17 protein-coding genes, 4 pseudogenes and 1 riboswitch are annotated in these 20,292 nt (G+C 43.0%); of the genes and pseudogenes, 4 read left to right on the forward strand and 17 right to left on the reverse strand.

From position 1 onward, the window contains the following. The first annotated feature begins 302 nt into the window (after positions 1–302). Positions 303–1,274, forward strand: coding sequence for a hypothetical protein (locus tag ABH897_RS14175; RefSeq protein WP_283656018.1), 972 nt, complete (start codon positions 303–305; stop codon positions 1,272–1,274). Between the two features lie 503 nt (positions 1,275–1,777). On the opposite strand, the gene ABH897_RS14180 is transcribed toward ABH897_RS14175, so the two are convergent. Beyond that, on the reverse strand, positions 1,778–2,764 hold the full coding sequence (locus ABH897_RS14180) for a Gfo/Idh/MocA family protein (protein ID WP_283656017.1): 987 nt from the start codon (positions 2,762–2,764) through the stop codon (positions 1,778–1,780). Position 2,765: 1 nt separating this feature from the next. Further along, complete coding sequence (locus ABH897_RS14185; RefSeq protein WP_404520106.1) at positions 2,766–3,785, reverse strand: Gfo/Idh/MocA family oxidoreductase; 1,020 nt, start codon at positions 3,783–3,785, stop codon at positions 2,766–2,768. A 180-nt stretch (positions 3,786–3,965) separates the two neighbouring features. Between ABH897_RS14185 and ABH897_RS14190 the strand changes: the two genes are divergently transcribed. Beyond that, positions 3,966–4,832: a MurR/RpiR family transcriptional regulator gene (locus ABH897_RS14190; RefSeq protein ID WP_404592252.1), complete on the forward strand. Its 867-nt coding sequence runs from the start codon at positions 3,966–3,968 to the stop codon at positions 4,830–4,832. 395 nt (positions 4,833–5,227) lie between these two features. On the opposite strand, the pseudogene ABH897_RS14195 reads toward ABH897_RS14190, so the two are convergent. The 3 genes and pseudogenes from ABH897_RS14195 to ABH897_RS14205 form a co-directional block, all read right to left on the reverse strand. Further along, positions 5,228–5,421: pseudogene (locus ABH897_RS14195) on the reverse strand (transposase); the annotation flags it as partial. A gap of 419 nt (positions 5,422–5,840) precedes the next feature. After that, on the reverse strand, positions 5,841–6,554 hold the full coding sequence (locus ABH897_RS14200) for a glycosyltransferase family 2 protein (protein ID WP_404580339.1): 714 nt from the start codon (positions 6,552–6,554) through the stop codon (positions 5,841–5,843). A 186-nt stretch (positions 6,555–6,740) separates the two neighbouring features. Next, positions 6,741–6,969, reverse strand: a pseudogene (locus tag ABH897_RS14205) (efflux RND transporter permease subunit); the annotation flags it as partial. A 157-nt stretch (positions 6,970–7,126) separates the two neighbouring features. On the opposite strand from ABH897_RS14205, the gene ABH897_RS14210 reads away from it, so the two are divergent. Further along, entirely contained in the window at positions 7,127–8,314 is a 1,188-nt protein-coding gene (locus tag ABH897_RS14210; RefSeq protein WP_283656013.1) for a macrolide family glycosyltransferase, read from the forward strand. Between the two features lie 110 nt (positions 8,315–8,424). On the opposite strand, the gene ABH897_RS14215 is transcribed toward ABH897_RS14210, so the two are convergent. After that, positions 8,425–10,293, reverse strand: coding sequence for a fibronectin type III domain-containing protein (locus tag ABH897_RS14215; RefSeq protein WP_283656012.1), 1,869 nt, complete (start codon positions 10,291–10,293; stop codon positions 8,425–8,427). A gap of 294 nt (positions 10,294–10,587) precedes the next feature. After that, positions 10,588–11,394, reverse strand: coding sequence for a hydroxyethylthiazole kinase (gene thiM, locus ABH897_RS14220; protein WP_404580338.1), 807 nt, complete (start codon positions 11,392–11,394; stop codon positions 10,588–10,590). 63 nt (positions 11,395–11,457) lie between these two features. Then, a riboswitch (TPP riboswitch) is annotated at positions 11,458–11,567 on the reverse strand. A 93-nt stretch (positions 11,568–11,660) separates the two neighbouring features. Between thiM and ABH897_RS14225 the strand changes: the two genes are divergently transcribed. After that, the gene (locus ABH897_RS14225; RefSeq protein WP_283656011.1) at positions 11,661–12,833 is read left to right on the forward strand and encodes a right-handed parallel beta-helix repeat-containing protein; all 1,173 of its coding nucleotides are present in this window, start codon (positions 11,661–11,663) and stop codon (positions 12,831–12,833) included. Positions 12,834–13,039: 206 nt separating this feature from the next. Here the strand turns inward: ABH897_RS14225 and ABH897_RS14230 are convergent, their stop codons facing one another. The 10 genes and pseudogenes from ABH897_RS14230 to ABH897_RS14275 form a co-directional block, all read right to left on the reverse strand. Next, positions 13,040–13,306 (reverse strand): metal-sensitive transcriptional regulator, encoded by a 267-nt coding sequence (locus ABH897_RS14230; RefSeq protein WP_044645886.1) that lies wholly within the window; start codon positions 13,304–13,306, stop codon positions 13,040–13,042. 76 nt (positions 13,307–13,382) lie between these two features. Further along, positions 13,383–13,871, reverse strand: a complete 489-nt coding sequence (locus ABH897_RS14235) for a DsrE/DsrF/DrsH-like family protein (RefSeq protein WP_404580337.1) — start codon at positions 13,869–13,871, stop codon at positions 13,383–13,385. 34 nt (positions 13,872–13,905) lie between these two features. Then, positions 13,906–14,450, reverse strand: a pseudogene (locus ABH897_RS14240) (sulfite exporter TauE/SafE family protein). A gap of 9 nt (positions 14,451–14,459) precedes the next feature. Continuing rightward, positions 14,460–15,363: pseudogene (locus ABH897_RS14245) on the reverse strand (rhodanese-like domain-containing protein). Beyond that, positions 15,360–15,947 (reverse strand): sulfurtransferase TusA family protein, encoded by a 588-nt coding sequence (locus tag ABH897_RS14250; RefSeq protein WP_283656009.1) that lies wholly within the window; start codon positions 15,945–15,947, stop codon positions 15,360–15,362. The pseudogene ABH897_RS14245 and the gene ABH897_RS14250 overlap by 4 nt, the downstream one beginning before the upstream one ends. 170 nt (positions 15,948–16,117) lie before the next feature. Continuing rightward, positions 16,118–17,074: an SDR family NAD(P)-dependent oxidoreductase gene (locus tag ABH897_RS14255; protein WP_404592254.1), complete on the reverse strand. Its 957-nt coding sequence runs from the start codon at positions 17,072–17,074 to the stop codon at positions 16,118–16,120. A 69-nt stretch (positions 17,075–17,143) separates the two neighbouring features. Then, positions 17,144–17,671 (reverse strand): TetR/AcrR family transcriptional regulator, encoded by a 528-nt coding sequence (locus ABH897_RS14260; RefSeq protein ID WP_044645890.1) that lies wholly within the window; start codon positions 17,669–17,671, stop codon positions 17,144–17,146. Between the two features lie 160 nt (positions 17,672–17,831). Next, positions 17,832–18,614 (reverse strand): DUF4309 domain-containing protein, encoded by a 783-nt coding sequence (locus ABH897_RS14265; protein WP_283656007.1) that lies wholly within the window; start codon positions 18,612–18,614, stop codon positions 17,832–17,834. Positions 18,615–18,734: 120 nt separating this feature from the next. Further along, entirely contained in the window at positions 18,735–19,361 is a 627-nt protein-coding gene (locus ABH897_RS14270) for an HXXEE domain-containing protein (RefSeq protein WP_283656006.1), read from the reverse strand. A gap of 143 nt (positions 19,362–19,504) precedes the next feature. Further along, positions 19,505–20,092, reverse strand: a complete 588-nt coding sequence (locus ABH897_RS14275) for a TetR/AcrR family transcriptional regulator (RefSeq protein ID WP_283656005.1) — start codon at positions 20,090–20,092, stop codon at positions 19,505–19,507. Positions 20,093–20,292: the final 200 nt, after the last annotated feature.

The following is a 20,292-nucleotide window of genomic DNA, read 5'->3' on the forward strand; positions in this document are numbered from 1 at the left end:
TCAAGTATACTTTTCCACTTCTGGTCTGGATGAAATAGGGAATATAGTTAATGAACTGAAAGTTTTGTCACACTCCTGGGCGAAGCGCTGGCGGACCGGTTCGGCCGTCAGAAGTTCATCTGGTTCTCGATTCTGCACACCTCCCCATCCTCCCTTCTGCTGCTTTATGTCGGACCAGTCGGCTCGGTAGTCGTGTGTGGCAATCGGATTAATGAAGGGATAGCAATTTTATGATACACTAGTGTTAATTTCGACTTGGATTAGAATCTCCTGAGAAGTGGTAAGAAAGGCGGAATTCGTCAATGACATATACATTTATAATTGAACCGAAGACATATACAGCATTTCACAACGAGGATGTGCTAATTGAGCAGTGCAGGACATGGGGCCTTCTATCGGAGAAGGCGACCAAGATCAAGACTTTTTATTATAAAGGCAACGACCTGAACGTCCCCTGCACCATAGTGGGGTGTGTTGATTACATGACTACGGTTATTGAGTTCGACAACGGCCAGAAGCACTGCATTCATCCCTCCTATCTGAAAGAGATGCAGGCTTCCAGCTTCGGGGTACGCAATACCAGCGCTGCCGGAACAGACAAGAGCGACGATTCAGTATTCCTATCCACGGCAGCTGCGACGAATACAAGCGAAGCTGGCACTGCCTCCCCTGCAGATGCTGGTTCCATGGACAAGGCGGGAATGGATACATATTCGGCAGCTATGGATGGAGAAGCACCCGAATTGGACCAGCAAGTTGCGAGTGAAACCGACGGCGTGGACCCGTTCTTGGGCGCAAACGCAGGTGACATGGAAGACAGTATGGATGACGGCATAGAGACTGGTGCCGAGCGTTCTGGTTCCGGTTTCAAGGGTGACCCAGATGGTCTGGTGGAAGAATATGTCGGCCCTAGCAGCAAGCCGCTTCTGGAAGCCGCACCTCCAGCCAAAACCACCCGGGCCAAGGCGGCCAAGCTGGAGCTGCCGGAAGGCAAGGTGAAAATGACTGCTGTTGTGAAAGAGTTCACGACAGTACCGAACCATTTTGCAGATAGTGATGACGAAGTGATTATCTATGAAGCGGTATCCATCTTGGAACCGGATGTGCTGGTGGTAGGCGAGGCCTGGTCAAGCCACAGCACCACAATGAAGAAGCAGGAGCTGGAAATAGGCGACACCCTCACTTTCGAGGCTAAAATGATCAAGAAAAAACTTGCCAAGCACCCAGTCGCTATTAAGATTAACAACCCTTCGAAGATCCAGAAAAATGCTTGATCAAGTTCCTGCCATCTGAACATGGCTATGAAGATAGGAAAAGTCAGCACCTTAAGGGTCAATGCCAAAGTGGACTCAGTAGGCGTACTAAAGGATGAACGGCTATTCACAGCCTGAAGCCGATAATTTTCTGATTACGGAATAACATGAGAAAACCTCCAGCCGGTAAAGGGTTTGGAGGTTTTGACGTGTATCCACAGTTGGTATGGAACATGACACCGAATTTATCGGTTAACATGCCTTGGACCGGCTCCAGAAGGTCTTCTGCTGAGGCCCTATAATTAAATATATGTATTTTTATTTAATCATCCAAACGCGTACCAACAAAGCGATGAACATCAAGTCATCCGTGCTCTATCACTTATACCAAAGTTTAAATTTTTCCTCTGCTCGTTTTTGAACTCTCTGTTTAACGTGTTACAAAAAAACACTGATCTGAATGAGCTTTCCATCAGATCAGTGCATAAAAAAATACGAATGATATTCAAGAAATCCAGAAAGTATTATTTATCAGGTCCGAATACAAGATTTGCGGATTGCTTGGCCATCTCAATAACGTTCATAACCTTCTCGCTATGCTCAAGCATGACTGCGACTTTTTCCAAATCATGTTCTTTGATGATACGGTCAAATTCAACGAATTCGTCATACATGCGATGCGGATGCTCTTTCAGATCTACCCGAATTGACTTTTCCTTATTGAGGACATAATCAAAGCATTCGATGACATTCGCTGAACTTGCCATGTGTATATATCCTTTATTGCCTTGAATGTTCACTGCATTGGGGGCTGTACTGTCCTTGGAACCTATGCAGACACACTTAAAATCACCGTAATCCAGCAGCAACATACCTGAAGTATCAATACCACGTTCCATATTTGCCCAATACTCCACCTTCTCAGGGCTCCCGAAGAAACCAACAACCAAATGAATATTATATAAATTAATATCCATCAAGGCTCCACCAGACATTTCCGGGTTAAAGGCAGGTAGGATTTCTCCCGCTTTGAAAGCTGCATATCGTGATGAATATTGGGAATAATTACATTCCACTATTTTGATCTCACCCAACTTAGGCAGATACTCCTTCATGGACAAATAGTTTTTTAGATATTGAGTTGTAATGGCTTCCACTAATACCAGTTCTTTTTGTTGAGCAATCTCTTTAAGCTCTATGAATTCTTGTAAATTGGAAGTGAACGGCTTCTCACAAATGACATGCTTTCCGCTCATTAATGCTTCTTTGGCATATGAATAATGAAGATGATTTGGCAGCCCGATGTAGATTGTATCTACATCATCATTCTCAAACATTTTGTTGTAATCCGAATAGATCTGGGAAATCCCATACTTTTTCTGCAGAGACAGCAATTTTTCCTGGTCACTAGGTCTTGAGCTGATTGCCTGTAAGGTAATTGTAGGGATTTCCTGAATAAAGCTTAATAAATCTCCCACAATCATTCCTGCTCCAACGATTCCCAATTTCATTTTAGCTGCACTCCTCTATGCCTTTTTCAAGTATTTCCATAGCAGTTATTGTTTCTTCGTCTTTAATCACTTTTTCTTTGCCATGTACGATTGCTTGATAGATATCGTCATACACTCGAGCATAATCGCCCTTTTCAGAGACCACTTTTTCTTCATGATACTTGCCTTCATCATCCAGGTACGTTAGAATTCCATAATGCTGAGGTAAATCAATACCAAAATCGGCGTGCCCCTTGGGAAGGTAAAATAATTTTAGGTGTTCCTCCTGGCGGTCCTCGGTTTGTTTCACGAAAACACCCTTTTTACCATATACAACAAAACTTGGCCGCGCTTTTAAGCGGAAAAAGCTCGATTTGATGGATACTTTGAGTGAAGGATAATAAAAGTCTAGATCAAAGTAATCATTCATTCTCCCGGAGCCCAGCAATTGACGAACATCGTAATGAATCGTGTCAGGCTTCCCGAAATAGGATAGCACTTGGTCAATGGTGTGAACTCCATGCCCATATAAATAACTGTTATATTTGGAAAAATGGGAGGTGGCGTTCGGGATCTCCGGTCGATAATAATCGTAATGCATTTCCATCTCCAGCAGATCTCCAAGTTTTCCTGATTCAATCACTTTCTTTGTAGTGAGGAAATCCGAATCATATCGTCTGTTCTGATAGCATTGGATGACCAAATTTTTCTCTTTGGCGTATTGGAAGATGGACACCGCTTCATCTTTTGTTAACATGAAAGGTTTCTCAACAAGCACATTCTTTCCGTGGTCGAGCGCCATTTTCGCATAAGAATAATGGGACTCTGTATGTGTACAGACAACAATCAACTGAATCTCCTTATCATTCATTAAGGCTGCAATATCATCTGTGTAAAGAACGCCAGGCGTTTTCTCCCACTCCGCTTTATCTGGATTACGGGCGTATATCGTCTTTACTTTCAAGTGATCTCGGTTCAATGAAAAAGGAAGATGATAACGGTTGGTGCTTTTGCCATTCCCAATGTATCCGATGGTCAACATATTCATTCCCCCTCAGGCTCTTTTTCATTTATTATAGAAGAAGAAAGTCGTGCGTAAAGGATTTGCCGCCATAACGGTACATTCGACCAATGATTTGTATCAATGACGGTTTATTTTTAAACAAAATGTTTATTTGATGTTCTTGATCCACGTTATTTCAATTAAGCTGGGGTGAACCTGTTGAAAATACTGACGCAATTATCAGACATGTATACTTTTACACCAAATGAAAAAAGCATCGCTTCCTATATTTTGACTCATAAGGAACGTATCCTTCACTTAACTGTTCAAGAACTTGCGAAAGTTACGTATACCTCGCATTCCGCGATTAACCGTTTAACTCATAAACTTGGACTATCTGGCTTCAAGGAGTTCATTATCAAACTTGCTCTGGAATTCCAGCAAAACACCCAGAACATTTCCAATGTGGACCCCAATTACCCTTTCAGTTTGGGTGAGTCTTCACTTCAGGTGGCAAAAGAGATTGCGGAATTAATGAAGGAAACCATTGAAAAAAACTTTGCATTTATGGATGATGACTTGCTGTCACAAACAGCTCAGTTGCTGGATCGAGCAGAAAGAATTTTCATCTATGCCTTAGGCGATTCACAAATCCGAGCGAAAAGTTTTCAGAATAAATTGTTTAAAATCAACAAATATGTAGTCATTGCCACCGAGCTATCCGAATGGGCTCACCATACCATCAATCTTACACCACGAGATTGCGCCATTTTCTTAACCTACCATGGAAAGTCGCCGAGTTATATAAAAGTTGCTCAACATTTCAGACGCGAGAACATCCCTTTTATAACGATCACAGCGACCAATCAAAGTGAATTGGCAAATCTCAGTACGATCTGTATACAGGTTCCTAATGACGAAGTGAAACTTGCCAAGATTGGTACATTTTCTTCGCAAATCGCCTTTGACTACGTGTTAAACGTTATATACTCCTGTATCTATAAAATCGACTACTTGAAAAACATGCAAACCGCAACAGAATCGTTTAAAAAGTTCTATGCCAATGACATGATGAATGATGTATAGAATGAATTGAATCCTCTCCTTCGTCTTCATAGATAAAGAAGTGGCTAAAAGGAGGCTGACGTAACCATTAGAACGGATCCTAAGACTGCAGAGGTTTTCACGCGAAGGCTACTACAAATGGCTTAAAAAGATATCTGCTAACGATGTAATTTTGAATGAGCGATGATCACCAGTGTTTTCATGCAAAAACCGAGAACCTTAAAACAAGAAAGCCGCCAATGTGGCGACTGTGTGTATCAATGGTTAAATCCATTGTCAATATAATGCCCGTACTAGCGTTACGTTTAGGGCGTGTATTCAAACCTAAGCAAGCCAGATCATAATCGAAGCCAACGTCAAAAAAGCCTTGAAGGTACATGTCAATTTATCAAAGCGATTAGCATTTCGTAGCCCATGACGGAGTCGTGACGCTGTCCCGCCGTCAACTCTAAGCGCAGCGGATTACCTAAAGCATCCACAACGGCGTGAATTTTAGTGATCAGTCCGCCTCGGGACCTTCCTATAGCCTGAAAATACGGCCCCCTTTTGCTCCGGCTCCGTGCTGATGGACACGAACAATGGTCGCATCAATCCTTACACTTTCGAAGTCGGGTAACAAATTTGTTAGAATACACTCTTATTGAATTCTAAAATTTAACTAATATTTGCTCAGACCTCTTTATTTCTAAGGAATTTGAACGCTTAGATGCCACTATGATAACTCTTTGGGCCTTCTCCATATCGTGACAGAACATACCATCCCTTCTTGTCCCTTGTCTTCTTAGCTTAAGGCCGAGTGACATTAGTGGTTAAATATAATTTCCGGCATTCAAATTTTTTACGAAAGACGAAAATGTAACTTCCTATAAACCGCTTAAGCCATTTGCAGCCCTCTCCCCATTTTCTTGGCCAAGGATGCAAATATGGATAACTTTTTGACGTATCGGATATCTCCCCGTAAGTAACCTGCACCTTTATCCAGTAGAATGAGCAGGCCATCGGTACTTGAAGTGTTTTGCTATCTCTTCTTTAAACCTCTTTGTCTGCGATCGAACGGTAATGATCCGTTATCACTACCAATCGGCTCCCTTCTATATAAAAATCGTCTCCCGCTCTCCACGTATGGCTCTTTTTGTTCTGTCTCCGCTGGTATACATAATTGAAAGGAGATGTAGCATACGTTTTGAATCCCTTTTTTCTGCATTGCCTCAAAAAGGTTACATCCTCCCCGATTGAGCGGTCGGTGAAACGAACCTTTTTTAATACTTCCTTTTTAAATAGAATGGTACCACCTTGTACAAATTCTACATGTTTATTCGCTTCTTTAGGTGATCTGATCAAAAGCTTCTTGGAAGCACTCAAATAAACAAGACAAGAATGCTTGCCCACAATATCACTCTTGGTGCGCTTCAGCTCTTTAACCTGCTCTTTCAAGTAAAACGGCGAGTAGTAGTCATCATCATCAAATTTAGCGACCAACGAGAGTCGGGCCCTCGTCATTCCAGCATTTAAACATTGCCCTAATGATATGTTTTCAGGAACTTGATATACGGTAACATGGGCAGAGCCCCTAACGCGGTTTCGGTATAACTGCAGGTTCATGCTGTCATTATTCAGAATGATAATAAGCTCTTTACTTTTATAACGCTGTCTTCTGTAATTTTGCAGAATGTTGTCAAAAAATTGCGGACGATTGGTACATGCAATAATGGAAACACCATTTCTGATCTCTTTTTTATTCAAGGGTCGCCCTCTTTTCTACTTGTTTGTCTTTCATCATATGAACAAGAATAGAATAGGGTGTAGGCTAATAGAGAAGTATAAAAAAACGACACCTATACAATTCTCTCCTTTGGTACCATCTAAAATCTGTTTATACTGCTTTTGATGAATAAGACTACTCTTACTATTCGTTGTATCGTTATTTGTTTACATTTCCTTCTTATGCTTCCGTTTCAGCTTCAGATTAGCTACAACCATATAAAAGAGTAGGTACCACAAAAAGTGTTAGAATGGTTGAAAAGATCAGGCCGAATATAATAGTCGCTGCCCAACAGTTTGAATAGAATTTCTCCCATCGTAGCAATGGGGGATCATCCCGACAATCGCAGTTCGAGGTAAGCAAAATCGGACGGAAACGGGCAGAGCTGCTGCTAAGTTCGCAACAGTATAGATGGCTTCTTACGGTATGCTGAGAGACCTTAAGAGGAATATTGAAAGGATATCATTTGAAAATATAAATATTATTGTTATTATAGATAGAGAGATTCAGTGAAAACTGAGGTCTCTAACGATGCGTAAAGGAGTGATGATGAATGCTACACATATTAATGGTTAACTTTCCGGCAGAAGGACATGTGAACCCTACGATAGGGATTACGCAGGCCTTTGCAGCACGGGGAGATCAGGTACATTACATTACAACTGAGAAATACAAGGACAGACTCGAAGCAGTTGGAGCAACGGTTCACCTGCACCCCGATCTGATCAGGACTGCTTCCATCAACACTGCATCTCCGGCCGGATTGAACGCATTTTTGAACATTCATATTCAGACTTCGCTGGACATATTGGCAATTACTCAGAAGTTATCCGAAAATATTGATTTTGACTTTGTATTCTATGATAGATTCGGAGCTGGTGAGTTAGTTAGAGATTATTTGAATATCCCAGGTATTGCTTCATCACCATCCTTTTTAATTTCAAATAATCGGATGGCTAGCAATCTCTTTAGCTCCGAAGCAAAAGTGCCATTTCAGCTTGATGAACATGCCACGGCTTCACTGCATCTCATGAAAGAAAGATTCGGGGTTGCTCCTGAGGATATGGTTCAGTTTATGAACAATTCAGGGGAGCTGAATGTGGTATATACCAGCCGATATTTCCAACCGGACGGTGACCGTTTTGGTGAGGAGAACCTTTTTATCGGTCCGAGCTTCCCTGAGCGCAAAGGGGAACATTCTTTTCCTTTGGATGTATTACAAAATAACAAGGTTCTGTATATTTCGATGGGAACAGTTTTGGATCATGTTGAAGACTTTTTTAACACCTGTATTGAAGCTTTTTCCGATTTTGAAGGCATGGTTGTGATTGCAGCTGGTGAGAAGGCTGACTTTACGAAAATCAATCCGGCCCCTGAGCACTTTATTATTTCTCCTTATGTTCCCCAATTGGAGGTATTACGTCATGCAGATGTATTTATTACTCATGGTGGAATGAACAGCGTGAATGAAGGGATTCACTTCAATGTTCCCTTGGTCGTACTGCCCCAGGACAAGGATCAGCCGATGGTCGCGCAGCGGTTAACGGAACTTCAAGCTGGCTATCGAATAACCAAAGAGCATATCAATGCACATTCGTTAAGAGAGGCTGTACATGAAGTGATATCGAACGCAGCGTATAAAAAAGGAATACAAAAAATAAATGATAGCTTCCAGCAATCCGGCGGGACAGAAAAAGCCCTCGCAAAAATTGATGCTTATCTTGAAAAAGAACTCGCGTAAATCGCGGGCTTTCATACAAAAAAAGAGAAACCCTACGTCATGGAAATGACCGGGTTTCTCGACAAGCTGAGTTCCAAACTATTACTTTGAAATTGTTTTTACAGAAGCAGTTATTTTGTAATCGTGATTTGTTTGGATACAGCGTTATAGTTCACCTGATAGCCCGAAAGCTCACTAATGACTCGTAATGGAACCAGCGTGTGCCCGTTAATAATAACCGGAGCTGTGATGTTCGTCGAGTAATTCCGAGAATTGTTTAACTCGTACACTGCAAGGGTCGAATTCTTGACTTGAAGCACCACTTGTTTGCCATCGGTAAGGCGATTCATGATAATCTTTTTGGTCGCTTTATCATAGTTCACTTGGTAGCCCACACGTTCACCGATAAAGCGCAGCGGGACCATCGTTACCCCATTTATCACTCGTGGTGCCTGAGCCATCGTCGTAGTACGCCCATCGACATAAGCTGATGTAGATCCTGGTGTCAGGGTGAATGAAGTTGAATATGAGGAAAACGCATTGTTAGAGTATGAAGACGCTGTGCCAGAAGTCGATGTAGCTGAGCTTGTCCCGGTCGATGAGCTACTGGTACCAATCGCTCTATTGCGAATAGCTTCCAGCCGATCCAGAAGGTCGCTTTTACGTGTCCCGCTCGGCAGATCACTGATTGCGTCTCTGGCAGACCGCCAGTCGGAGGCGTTCAAACTGTTTTCCGCAATTCGCATCAAATCTCTTGCTTTCTCATAGTTGGATGAACTAGATGAAGACGAGGAATAGCTATAACTATCTGCACGTTCTGAGATCTTTACACCGCTAGATTCCCTTCCACTGCTATTTACGCTTGTGACCTTAATCTCATACCAGCGTCCTTCACGTAAATCCGTAATTTTGTAGGATTCAGAGGATGTAGTGCCCCTATAATCACCATCAACATATATTTTCACTTTTTCGGCCTGACTCGGCATATCGTAAGTAATTTTGATCCAGGTATCACTCTTGCTATCTACTTCAAGATTGGATACTTCCGACGAATTGGAGGACGTGCTGTTCGTTGTGGCAGTCAGCCTCACACCGGAGGACAATGCACCTGTGCTTCGCTTGGACCTGATCATAAACGTGTATGTCTGGCTTGCCGACAGATTGTTGAATGTATAGGATGTTCCTGTTGAATCGGTTACCAGTTGTCCGTCCTTATACAGACTGACCGTACTAATTCCGCTGGGCCTCGTCCAGGAAACAGTAACGCTATAGTTATTAACTGATGTCACTGAAGCTCCTGTTACTTCTGGCACTGTATCGACGGTGAGCGCTGTTGTCGTAACCGGAATATTGACCCCTCCAGATATGTTGCCGGATTTGTCCACTGTCTTAACTGTTACCTTATAGTTTGTCGAAGCAATCAATCCACTGAACGTATAGGACGTCCCTGTAGTTCGCTGCACCTCTTTGTCATTTAAATAGATAATGGCTTGGTTCAGGTCAGCATCCTTCGGCAATATATAATTCACAGTAAAAGCGTTGTAACCCACATTCGTCGCTGTCAGCCCGCTTACCTCTCCTGGTGGTGTCTTATCTACAGGAGCATCAACGGAAGCTGTTTTAGTCTGTACTGTAGTACCTTGAGATTCATTACCACTCTTACCCACCGTCTTCACTCGGAAGGTATATGTCGTATTCGGCTGTAAGCCGCTCAGCGTATAAGAGTTACTTAGGATGTTATCTACATACACGTCGGTGCTGACACCGATCACCTTTACATGGTCAAAATTGATGTCCGACGGGTTGGTCCAAGACAAATTCACCCTTGTTGTATCTAACGGAACCGCTGTCAGATTGCTCACCTCTGCTGGTGCAATACTCAGAGCAGCGGATTGGCTCGCCACCGCATCCGTCCCTCCCCAGATACCATATCCCGTATTTAAAATCAGTGTAGCCGTTGCGAACGGAGCCATCCATTGGCGCAAGCGCTTCTTATTCATGATCTATGCTCTCCTTGATAACAATATGTATTTGTCTAACCAGTAAGCAAGCTTACAAAAATCCACTGCTGCAATACATAATTGGCAATATTTGGCATGAGCAGTAGGTGCCCATTTAATAGTTATCGGAATATTTATAGGAAATGTTTAGACTGATCGACTCCATTGAGTTGTACTTCCGTTCCCAGACTATCAGTACAAGCTCTTGCCCCAATAGAAGAACAAGGACTTGCATACATAAAAAACCGCGCCCAGCGCGGATACCAAAGATAATCGTATGATTTATGCTTGATTTCAGAATATCCGATCTAGCGGGCGCACCCTACCGTACTGGCGTACATCGTCCGGCGTTATAGCGAACAGCATATTAAGCAGCTCGATCTGAAAGCTTCCTGGTCCTTCCGTGCCTTTTCGTTCCGCTGCCATTTCAGCAGCAACACCATATACAGCAAGCGCTGCCATACCAGCAGTAAGCCTGTCGTTTTCGACAGCAGTGAAAGCGCCCAGTACCGAAGTTAATAGGCAACCAGCCCCGGTAACTTTGGTAAGCAGGCTATGGCCATTTTCAATGATCCACCCTATACGGCCGTCGGTAATGACGTCTTCTTTGCCGGTGATTGCAACAATGGTATTCAGTTGATGGGCTGCTTTGACTGCAAGTTGTGAAATATTCAAATCACCTGTTTCTCCAGCATCGACACCTTTAATCTGCATGTCTTCGCCAATGATTTGTGCAACTTCAGCAGCGTTACCACGAACAATATCCACCTTGACCCGATCCAGAATACGGAGGGAGGAGGCTGTGCGGAATGGAGTCGCTCCCGCACCCACGGGATCTAACAGCACGGGTACCCCATGTTCATTAGCCGATAAACCAGCCACAATCATAGACTCTACGAGTTCTTCATTTAACGTACCGATGTTAAGTACAAGCGCCCCTGCAATTCGGGCCATATCTGCGACTTCCTCTTTGGCGTATGCCATAACTGGTGAAGCGCCGAGCGCGAGCAGTCCGTTCGCCGTGAAATTGGTGACGACCACATTGGTTATATTGTGAATGAGCGGATTCGTATCCCGCATATTTTGTAGCAACAAAGCCATATTATCTAACACAAAAAACAACCTTCTTTCTTCAGGAACCTGTGAAAGGCTGTTGGCTTATACATATGTATACACTTATATCCCTACGCTGGCATTATCCAACAGGTTCACACGGTCTACGACGGCTTAGTCGTACTCTCAGCTTGCTTCCACAGGCTCCCGTTATATTTTTTTCTAATGTTACGGGTTCGTCGTACAAAAATCAACAGGTAATTGCCATAAAGACATGGATCGCAATATGTAGAAAACGTTTGGAGGTTTACTTTTTGGACAAATCTATCGCCTCCTCCCCGTCTGCTGTTGTAGCCGCTGATGGATCGGGTGACTACCTTTCTCTAATTGAAGCCTTAGCATCCAATGAAACAAATATTTTTGTGAAAAACGGTATTTACAATGTTTCTTCTACTGTGCTGATTCAAAATCATGCTACAAAAATACAGGGTGAATCCGTTGAACATACGATACTCCGTCAAACCGATCCTTCAAAGGACTTAATTACAATTAACGCCAATGATGTTTCAATTACCCGTTTAACCCTAGATTCATTAACTCACTCTGCTCAAGCAGCTCTTGTTATTGCATCCTCTAACCGTACCCGCATTGAAGGAAATAAAATTTTAGGTACTGCAAGTATTTTTGCCGTATACTTTGCTGGTCCAAAGGTGGCAGCAGGCGCAGAAACGATTGCAGCAGTAGAAGAAAATCATCTCGATAATGAAAATGTGTTTGAAAATAACACCGTATATTCTGATTTTATAGGGGATGGCATATCCTTTTCTCTTCAGAAAAATGGTAAAGTGCGCTATAACAATGTATTTGGCTCCTCGATCTCTTTTTATATGTGCCGTGATTCCGAAGTATTGGGCAATCTCATTAAGGATTCTCCTCTCTCCGGTATCTCTTACTCATTGCCCGCTTATAACAATCGCATTGAAAGGAACATCATCCTTCGTTCGATCAATTCAGGTATTCGTGTTTCCCGCAATTTAGAGCACCCTATTTCATTAAGCAGTCGATACCATGGATTAGAGATTGTTTATAATATTATCTTGGACACTCGCTTTTTTGGCATTGAACTGGATCAGCTCTCTGGCGGTATTAACGTGATGTTCAACACGATTGATCATCCTGATTTCTCGGGCATCCAGGTTTTGCGATGTTCTAAAATCAATATTTCCAGTAATAACATTTCTAATTTTGGAGCATGGAAAGGGCGTGGTAAAATTCGTGATTGGACGAGTGATTCGAACGGTATTTATCTGGAAACGGATGTTCAACAATCCAGCATTCATTTAAATGAAATCATATCCAATGGAAATGGGGATTTTGGCATTCGGGTTACGAAGGAAACTTCTCAAAATCGTGTTTATTTCAATCAAAATTTAGGCACTTATGTTCAGTATTCCTTATGTATAGAGGGCAATAATTTTTTGAAATAATATTGCCCTAAGAAAAATTTTATGCTTATACCGTTGTATCTGTCCACTCATTCATGCCACCGATCATATTAACCGCATGAAAACCTTTTTCGCCAAGTAATTCACATGCCAGCCCGCTGCGGTTTCCGCTTCTGCATACCATAATCTTTTCTTACTTCGGATCAAGCTCGTGTTGTCTTTCCAGCAATTGACCGAAAATGACCTCCTTAACGGCTTTTTACTAGAAGCTGAATCGCTTCCTTAACAAGTTTATCTGTATCTCCACCAGCTTCTTGCTCTTCCAATATACAACGTTGCAGATTCTCTGCTACGATTTGGGCAATCGCTTTATCTGATGCGTTGCGTACGGCAGATAACTGGCTTACTACGTCCTTGCAGGACTGTCCTTCATCCATTAAACGAAGTACCCCACGCACCTGACCCTCAATTCTTCTCAGGCGCGTTTTCAGTTCATCACTATAATTGTAATCCATAAGGTATAGACTCCTTTTTGATTTAATCATATACATGTATAGGTATATTATAAACCAAAAAAATAATTAGGACACCCTAAATGAATAGATTTACCTTGCCCTGCGAAGCATCCCCCAGGTAGGCAGCTACTCCGGCATATTCCAAACCGTCCATCATCTCTTCCTGTTGCAGCCCTAGCAGATCCATGGTCATGGTGCAGGCCACCAGCTTGATTCCCTGCTCTTGTGCCAGCTCAATAAGCTGCGGAAGGGAAAGCGCATTATGCTTTTTCATGACATGCTTGATCATCTGCGGGCCGAGTCCTGCAAAATTCATTTTGGACAATGCAAGCTTTTGGGGTCCACGCGGCATCATCCAGCCAAAGGCTTTTTCGAGTAGCCCCTTATTTGTGCGTACGAGTTCCTCCTTACGCAGCGTGTTTAGCCCCCAAAACGTAAAGAAGATGGTCACTTCATGGTCGTAAGCTGCCGCACCATTCGCGATAATAAATGCAGCGATAGCCTTATCCAGCTCCCCGCTAAATAATACGATGGTTGTTTTTTGCTGAGTATATTCCTGATTCATCCTGTAAGCTCCTTTTTCACTACAACTTTCTTATTTAAACTCCTAATATGGAACTCCAAATTTTAATGGCAGTAAGAAGGATCAATACCACTAAACTGTATCGCAAAATAACTGGATTGATTTTCGCACTCCATTTGGATCCCAGAGATGCGCCGATCAAACTCCCCAATATCGTAAAAGCAGTTACGATAATCGGAATATGGCCCGTTGATATTTTACCAATCACACCGCCAATGGCGGAAATGAACACAATAGCGAGTGAGGATGCAATGGTCGTTCGGGTAGGAATCTTGAGCACGGTTAACATAATGGGAATAAAATGAATGCCCCTCCTGCACCTACGACGCCTGATATGATACCGACCAAAAAGGCAGACCCCACCGCAATCCATTTGTTAAACGTAATTTCGCTTGTGGATTGTTCGAGTTTCCCTTTATTTGGTATAAACATCAGCACGACGGCGATCATCGCCAGCATCCCGTAAATGATATTGATCACTTGTTCGTCCAGAAAATGAGATACCATTCCGCCGATCAGACCCAGGAGCACCATAATTCCATACAGAAGAATATCCATCATGCACCCACTTTAGTTGTCATGTATGGCACAGCGGTTAGGTCCTATTTCCATGTCTCGCTGTTCTTCTTCCGTTGGTGCTTTTTTTCCCATGTTGGTCTGCCGAATTTCTTGATAGGCATTAGGGTGTTCTGGTAAGTTAGCAGTCACTCTATTTCTAAATTCAGTCTCACTTTGCAGGCTTAAACCCGGATTCGTCTGGTAAATGTCTGCTAATCGTGCCGAAACTTTACCCCCTTTACCCAGCTTCGTGATGCTGCCAAAATGCGCAGGAAGTACGATCAATCTTCCGGCAAATCCTTGTAACGGGTATAAAGTGTGGTGTGCAGGTCGCCAACCCAATCCTCCACTTTCACCGCCAAATCTGGACGGCCAATGGATTGAATGAACAAAATGTCTCCGGTCAGCAGATATTGCTGATCCACAATTAGGGATGTGCTGCCGATGGTGTGACCAGGAGAGTAAATCGGCTGGATGTTAATCGTTGTGTTACCAACCGTAATGGCATGACCATCTTCCAGCTTGGCATAATCAAAGGTCAGCTCTTCAGCGTCTTTGGATGGCAGCCAATAGGTTGCCCCTACGCTCTCCGCCAGCTTTTCATCCCTCCTTGAAGGTAAAATAGTTGGGCCCGCCCAGCTGCAACCAACTGTTCCGCGACAAATATAGAAGACCCTTCCTTGGCGCAGATGACTAACACGGGTTCATTATCGGGAATTTGCTCCAGTACATGGCCAACGCCATCCAGCAAATCGAAATACGGAAGGTTGATAATCTCAATCTGTTCGCCTTCCACCTTCCAATTGTTAAAATCACTCTCGTTGCGGACATCTACAATAAAGAGACGTTCTTGATTCAAAATAATTTTGGTCAATTCCTGCGCTGTCATGGCGTTGATTTTTGTTGTGGTATTCATAAGGATTCGCTCCCCTCAGTCGCACCTGTCCAGGCGGATATGCCTAAAGGTACATTTTTGACGTTTTGGGCGCCTTTGGCTGCTAATTGCTGGCAGGCCAGGTCACTACGGACTCCGGTGCGGCAAATCACTACGATTTCTTCATCTACATTTAGCTCATCGAGTCTGCTTTCCAGCTCTCCGAGAGGAATAGATTTTGAGCCGGGGATGCGTTTGAAAGCAAATTCTGCGGGCTCACGGACATCGAGCAACGTTATTTTCTCGTTTGCGGATAGTTTCGTCTGTAATTCTTCATGGCTTATCGTCCATGGAAAGGTCTGTTCTTCCTTCGTTTCATCGGGATTGGATTTACGTAAATAATGCTGCATCACATCTCCCGATTGAAGAGTGCCTAAATATTGATGTCCGGTGTTTTGGGCCCAGCTCTGTAAATCGGCTAGTGAACCTTTGTCCGTGGCTTGAATTTCGATAACCTGCCCGGCATTGAGTTCATTCATGGCTTTTTTCGTTTTGACAATGGGCATGGGACAAGCAAGTCCTATGCAATCCAGAATTTGATCTGCTTGGATGTTAGTTGATGACATTGTACATACCTCCGCTTATTTTTTGAGGGGAATGTAATCTAAAATTTTCATTATACATATACCCCTATGGGTATAAAAATAACGAATCGCACTCTCTTTGTCAACCTATTTGGCAGTTGGCGTTCACAGTTGCACGAATGAGTCCCCTTGATATAGCCTCATCATAGATATTATTGACATTTTTTCAATGCGAGTATGGTATCCGTTATACCTGTTTCAAAAGGTGTCTTGGGTATAGCCCCTACAACACGCTCGTATTTGCTACCATCCAGCACTACAGGTGTTTGGGTCAGATATAGCATCTCTACGATTTCACGAATCACCGGATTAAATAATCCGATCAGACGAAGTGCGGTTTTTCGCAGCGGAAAGACAGGTTTAATTTTACCACTCGCTTTTTGTGCAATCTGAACAAGCTTTTTGCCGGAAATCACACCCGCTCCCGGTATGTTCCAATTTTGACCGTAAGCTTCTTCCAGGCTGGCTAATTCCACGATCATCACTGCTGCATCGGGCAGATACACATATTCGCGTGGGACATTTAAGCCTCCTATGAAAATAGCCGGTTTTCCAGCAGCCACAGCCTCCATAGTCAATCCTAAATAAGAGGATTTGTTGGCGGTAGGTCCGTAATAATCAGGCAATCTTGCAATCATAGGCCGTGCATGATCCCAGCGGGAACTGAATATAAGATTTTCAAATTCCAGCTTGACTTTTCCCTTGCGGGTATGAGGGTTTTTAGGATGTTCCTCATTCACTAAAGGGGTCAATGCCTTGCCGTACGGATAAATTCCGTCTATGATGACTATTTTCTTCCCTAAACGGTTGACTGCCTCCATGACGGATTCCCCCAAAGGAAGCTGGCGTGCCTCCATTTCGTGGTATGGAACAGCCGCACATTGGAAAATGACATCTGCATCCTTAACCGCAGCACTAACCTGATGCGGATCGAATACATCGCCTTTATAAACAGACAGATGCTTTGGCTGACCTAATGATGCTTGTAATTGCTGGAGCCTGTCGGAAGAACGTCCGAAGGCGACGGTTTCAATGCCTCTGTTGAGAAGTTCATGTAGAATTGCCAACCCAGTTCCTCCGGTTGCACCTAATACGATTGCTTTTTTCATTGTGAACACTCCTTAAATAGAATAATTATTTAGTGATTGATCAATTACATAACATTAAAATAAACGAGGTTAATCGTTTATTTTCATCAGCTCCGGCAAATCCAGCGACATTGAGATATTACAAAGCATGCCTCTAGCCAGAAAAAGCATCGTTCTTTCCAATGCCTGTTCAATACCTGCCTGGCGGAAGGCATCATATACCGCCGCATGAATTTCACGAAATCCCTGCTGCATCACGTTCACAACCACGTCCTCGTGGATTGTCTGCGCCTGCATTTGCAAAAGAATCTCATTGCGGTATTCCACCATAATTTGCGAATATGCTGCAATAAGCTCCTGCTCTAGCCGTTCAGACGAAACCGAATGAATAACTCGGTGAAAAGAGTCGATGATGCGTGCAAATGAAACCTTCAGCGCTTCAATCAGCAAAGCTTCCTTGGTAGCGAAAAAACGGAAAACATACGGCTGAGAAATGTTGGCCCGTTCAGCCACTTTGGCTGTTGTCGCACGATAGTAGCCCATCTCTGCAAATACTTCAATGGCGGCGGATATGATTTCCTTTTGGCGATTTATTGATGTTGACGTAGCTTTGGTCATGAAATCTCCATCCTTTTGTTCAACACAGATTCAGATTAGTGATTGATCAATTACTAAATCCAATATAAATGACACTACACGAAAATGCAATAGCAATCGCTCAGAAAAAATAAGTCGCCTCCGGGATGGCTACGGAAGCGACTCTTTATTGTGTCTCAGATTATGGAGTCATGGAGTTAAAATACAATCTGACATAGTTGACCTTTTGTGTTTTTGTCTGATAGGAAAATACTAAATACTGATCAAGCCCGGAAGTATTTTTGATGGTATAACTGACTTCTGCTGTATCCGGTACGTCTTTGGAGGTGTCGTTCCTTTCGGTCGGCTTACCCAGTTCCTTAATGACTTCGTTGATAACCAGCTTTTTATAAGATGGATCGGATGATGTAATCTCTGTAACTTTATCGCTTCCATCCAGTACGATATCCGTATGATGCTTGGCGTAGCTCCGCAGATGACCGGTAGAGCCTGACTCGGATTTTCCCCACAGCTCGAACAAAAGATCGCTACCCGTTCCCAAACCAAGACCCTTGGGCAAATTCGGAAGTGTCCCCTGCTTGGCTGCGCTGAGTATGCTTGCTGGATAACCGTGTGTGTTATTAGATGGCGCTGCACTGCTGGCAGGTGACTGACGGGCCGAGGTTGAGCCTTGCTCAGACACCTTTCCGGTATCCTGGGAACCTGCTGGACTCGGACTTTGCTGGTCTGTGTCCGAACCTTGCTTGTTCGCATCTGCACTCTTACTATTGTTGCCCGTTTGCTGAACCGTAGAATCGGTAGATGGTGCAACCGCGCCTTCCGTAATTGGAGCAGTTGATTTTGCTTCTCCGCTATTGCCGCATCCGGTGATGACAACGAAACTGATAGCCATCAAAGCAGTAGCCGTTATTAGCTTATAGGGTAGCTTTTTTGATTCATGTGGTTGATGTGAATGTTTTATCATGAGATCACTCTTTCCTTGTTTCAATGAGGTACAAACCAAGTGTAACCTAACCACATTTCCAGAATACCTCTACTTGTTTCCAACTTGTAAACAAGGACATTGAAGATCATCCAACATACACTATTTACGATAGTACGATCCTAACTGTTGTTGAGAAAAAGGATAGGGAGAATTGCTGTTTTTCAACCACATATTCCCTTTTATGATGAAGATATATACAGCAAAAGCAAAGTAGATTGTCCCCCAGATCCAGTCTGTTAGGGCCGGTGCATTGTACTCCACAATATCATGAATGTACCAGATTCCGACCGGAACATGCACGAGCACTGCCGTCAATAAACCAGGATTATATAAGGTTTTTGCTTTTATATTCACAACAATGCCATGCCAGACTACCTGGAAGAAGCCCATAAAAACAGGTGCGAGTCCAAGCCATACCACGCGTGGAAATAATATCGGGAGTAAATAAAACACATAGGCAATCAACACATTAATAATCATGGCTGATTGGGTGTTTAAGGGGTAGCGATCCGGGGTTTCACTTTTAAACATGACGTTGTTAAATAGACCGGCAAAATATCCAGGCCAGCGATACTCCTCAAATTGATGAAAAAGGATGGCTACAAAGCTTAACCATAAAATTCCCGTTATATCCGAAAAGATGGCCCTGTTCATAAGTAAACCAATACATACGATCACACCAATGATAGCCCCTGCGTCCTGCCAGTATTTTCTCAGAAAATTCATAGTATTCACTCCAGTCATTTATGATTTCAGCATTTTGCATCATTCGATTCCCAACGCTTAAAATTAGAATATATAGACAAACTAGACCGTTTTGATCTATATATTGCTAATTTGAAATCGCTCTTGGGATTGTTGCAAAATGCTCATTTATCAAAATATCTATCAAACAACAGGTTTAATTGTTCCTCGATTGAAGGCATTTCCACAGCCGCTCCGGATTCAAGAATCGGGCTCATCAATGCGGGAAGAAAAATAGCCCCAAATATTTGCAGCATCATTGCTAACAATCGCTCTGGCCGTTGCTCACCTGTCAGCTCCTTGATCGTACTTTGCACTTTGGGGAATCCCATCATGTTTAAAAACCTTCCGTATTCCTGTTGGGATGTGAAGGGCGTGCTGCCCATGACAATGACTCGTGAGAGCAGCTCCGGGTATTGCCGAATGACCTGTAAATAATCAAACAAAAATTGTTTCAGTCGATCTTGGGGTGGGATTGCTGTATCGTCCAAAATAGAAAAAGTGTGCTGAAAGCCAGTCAATATCACTTCAATGGCTTCACTGAGCAGATTTTCCTTAGAGCCAAAATAGTAATTAACCAGAGAAATATTGGTGGTCGACAGGTCGGCAATTTTCCTGATTGTAACGGCCTCGAAACCTTCCTTTTTAATGAATTCAAGCGCAGCGTGTAATATTTTTTCTTTGGTTTGCTGTTTTTTGTCTACGTGATTCATACTTCTCCTCCTCTTACCTGGTCCAATCAGAGCGGATTGAATAGACCAGAATTCTATAAATCAAACATAATTTAAAACAATGTTTAAATTTATGTTTGAACTCAGTTTAGCACTTTATATTTCGCAATACAAGCACAGTTTGATATTTAGCATATACAAAAACCCGCAAACGAATAAGATCGCTTGCGGGTTGCTTTAAT

It is taken from the genome of Paenibacillus sp. RC73, from assembly GCF_044908085.1.
Classification (GTDB): domain Bacteria; phylum Bacillota; class Bacilli; order Paenibacillales; family Paenibacillaceae; genus Paenibacillus; species Paenibacillus terrae_A.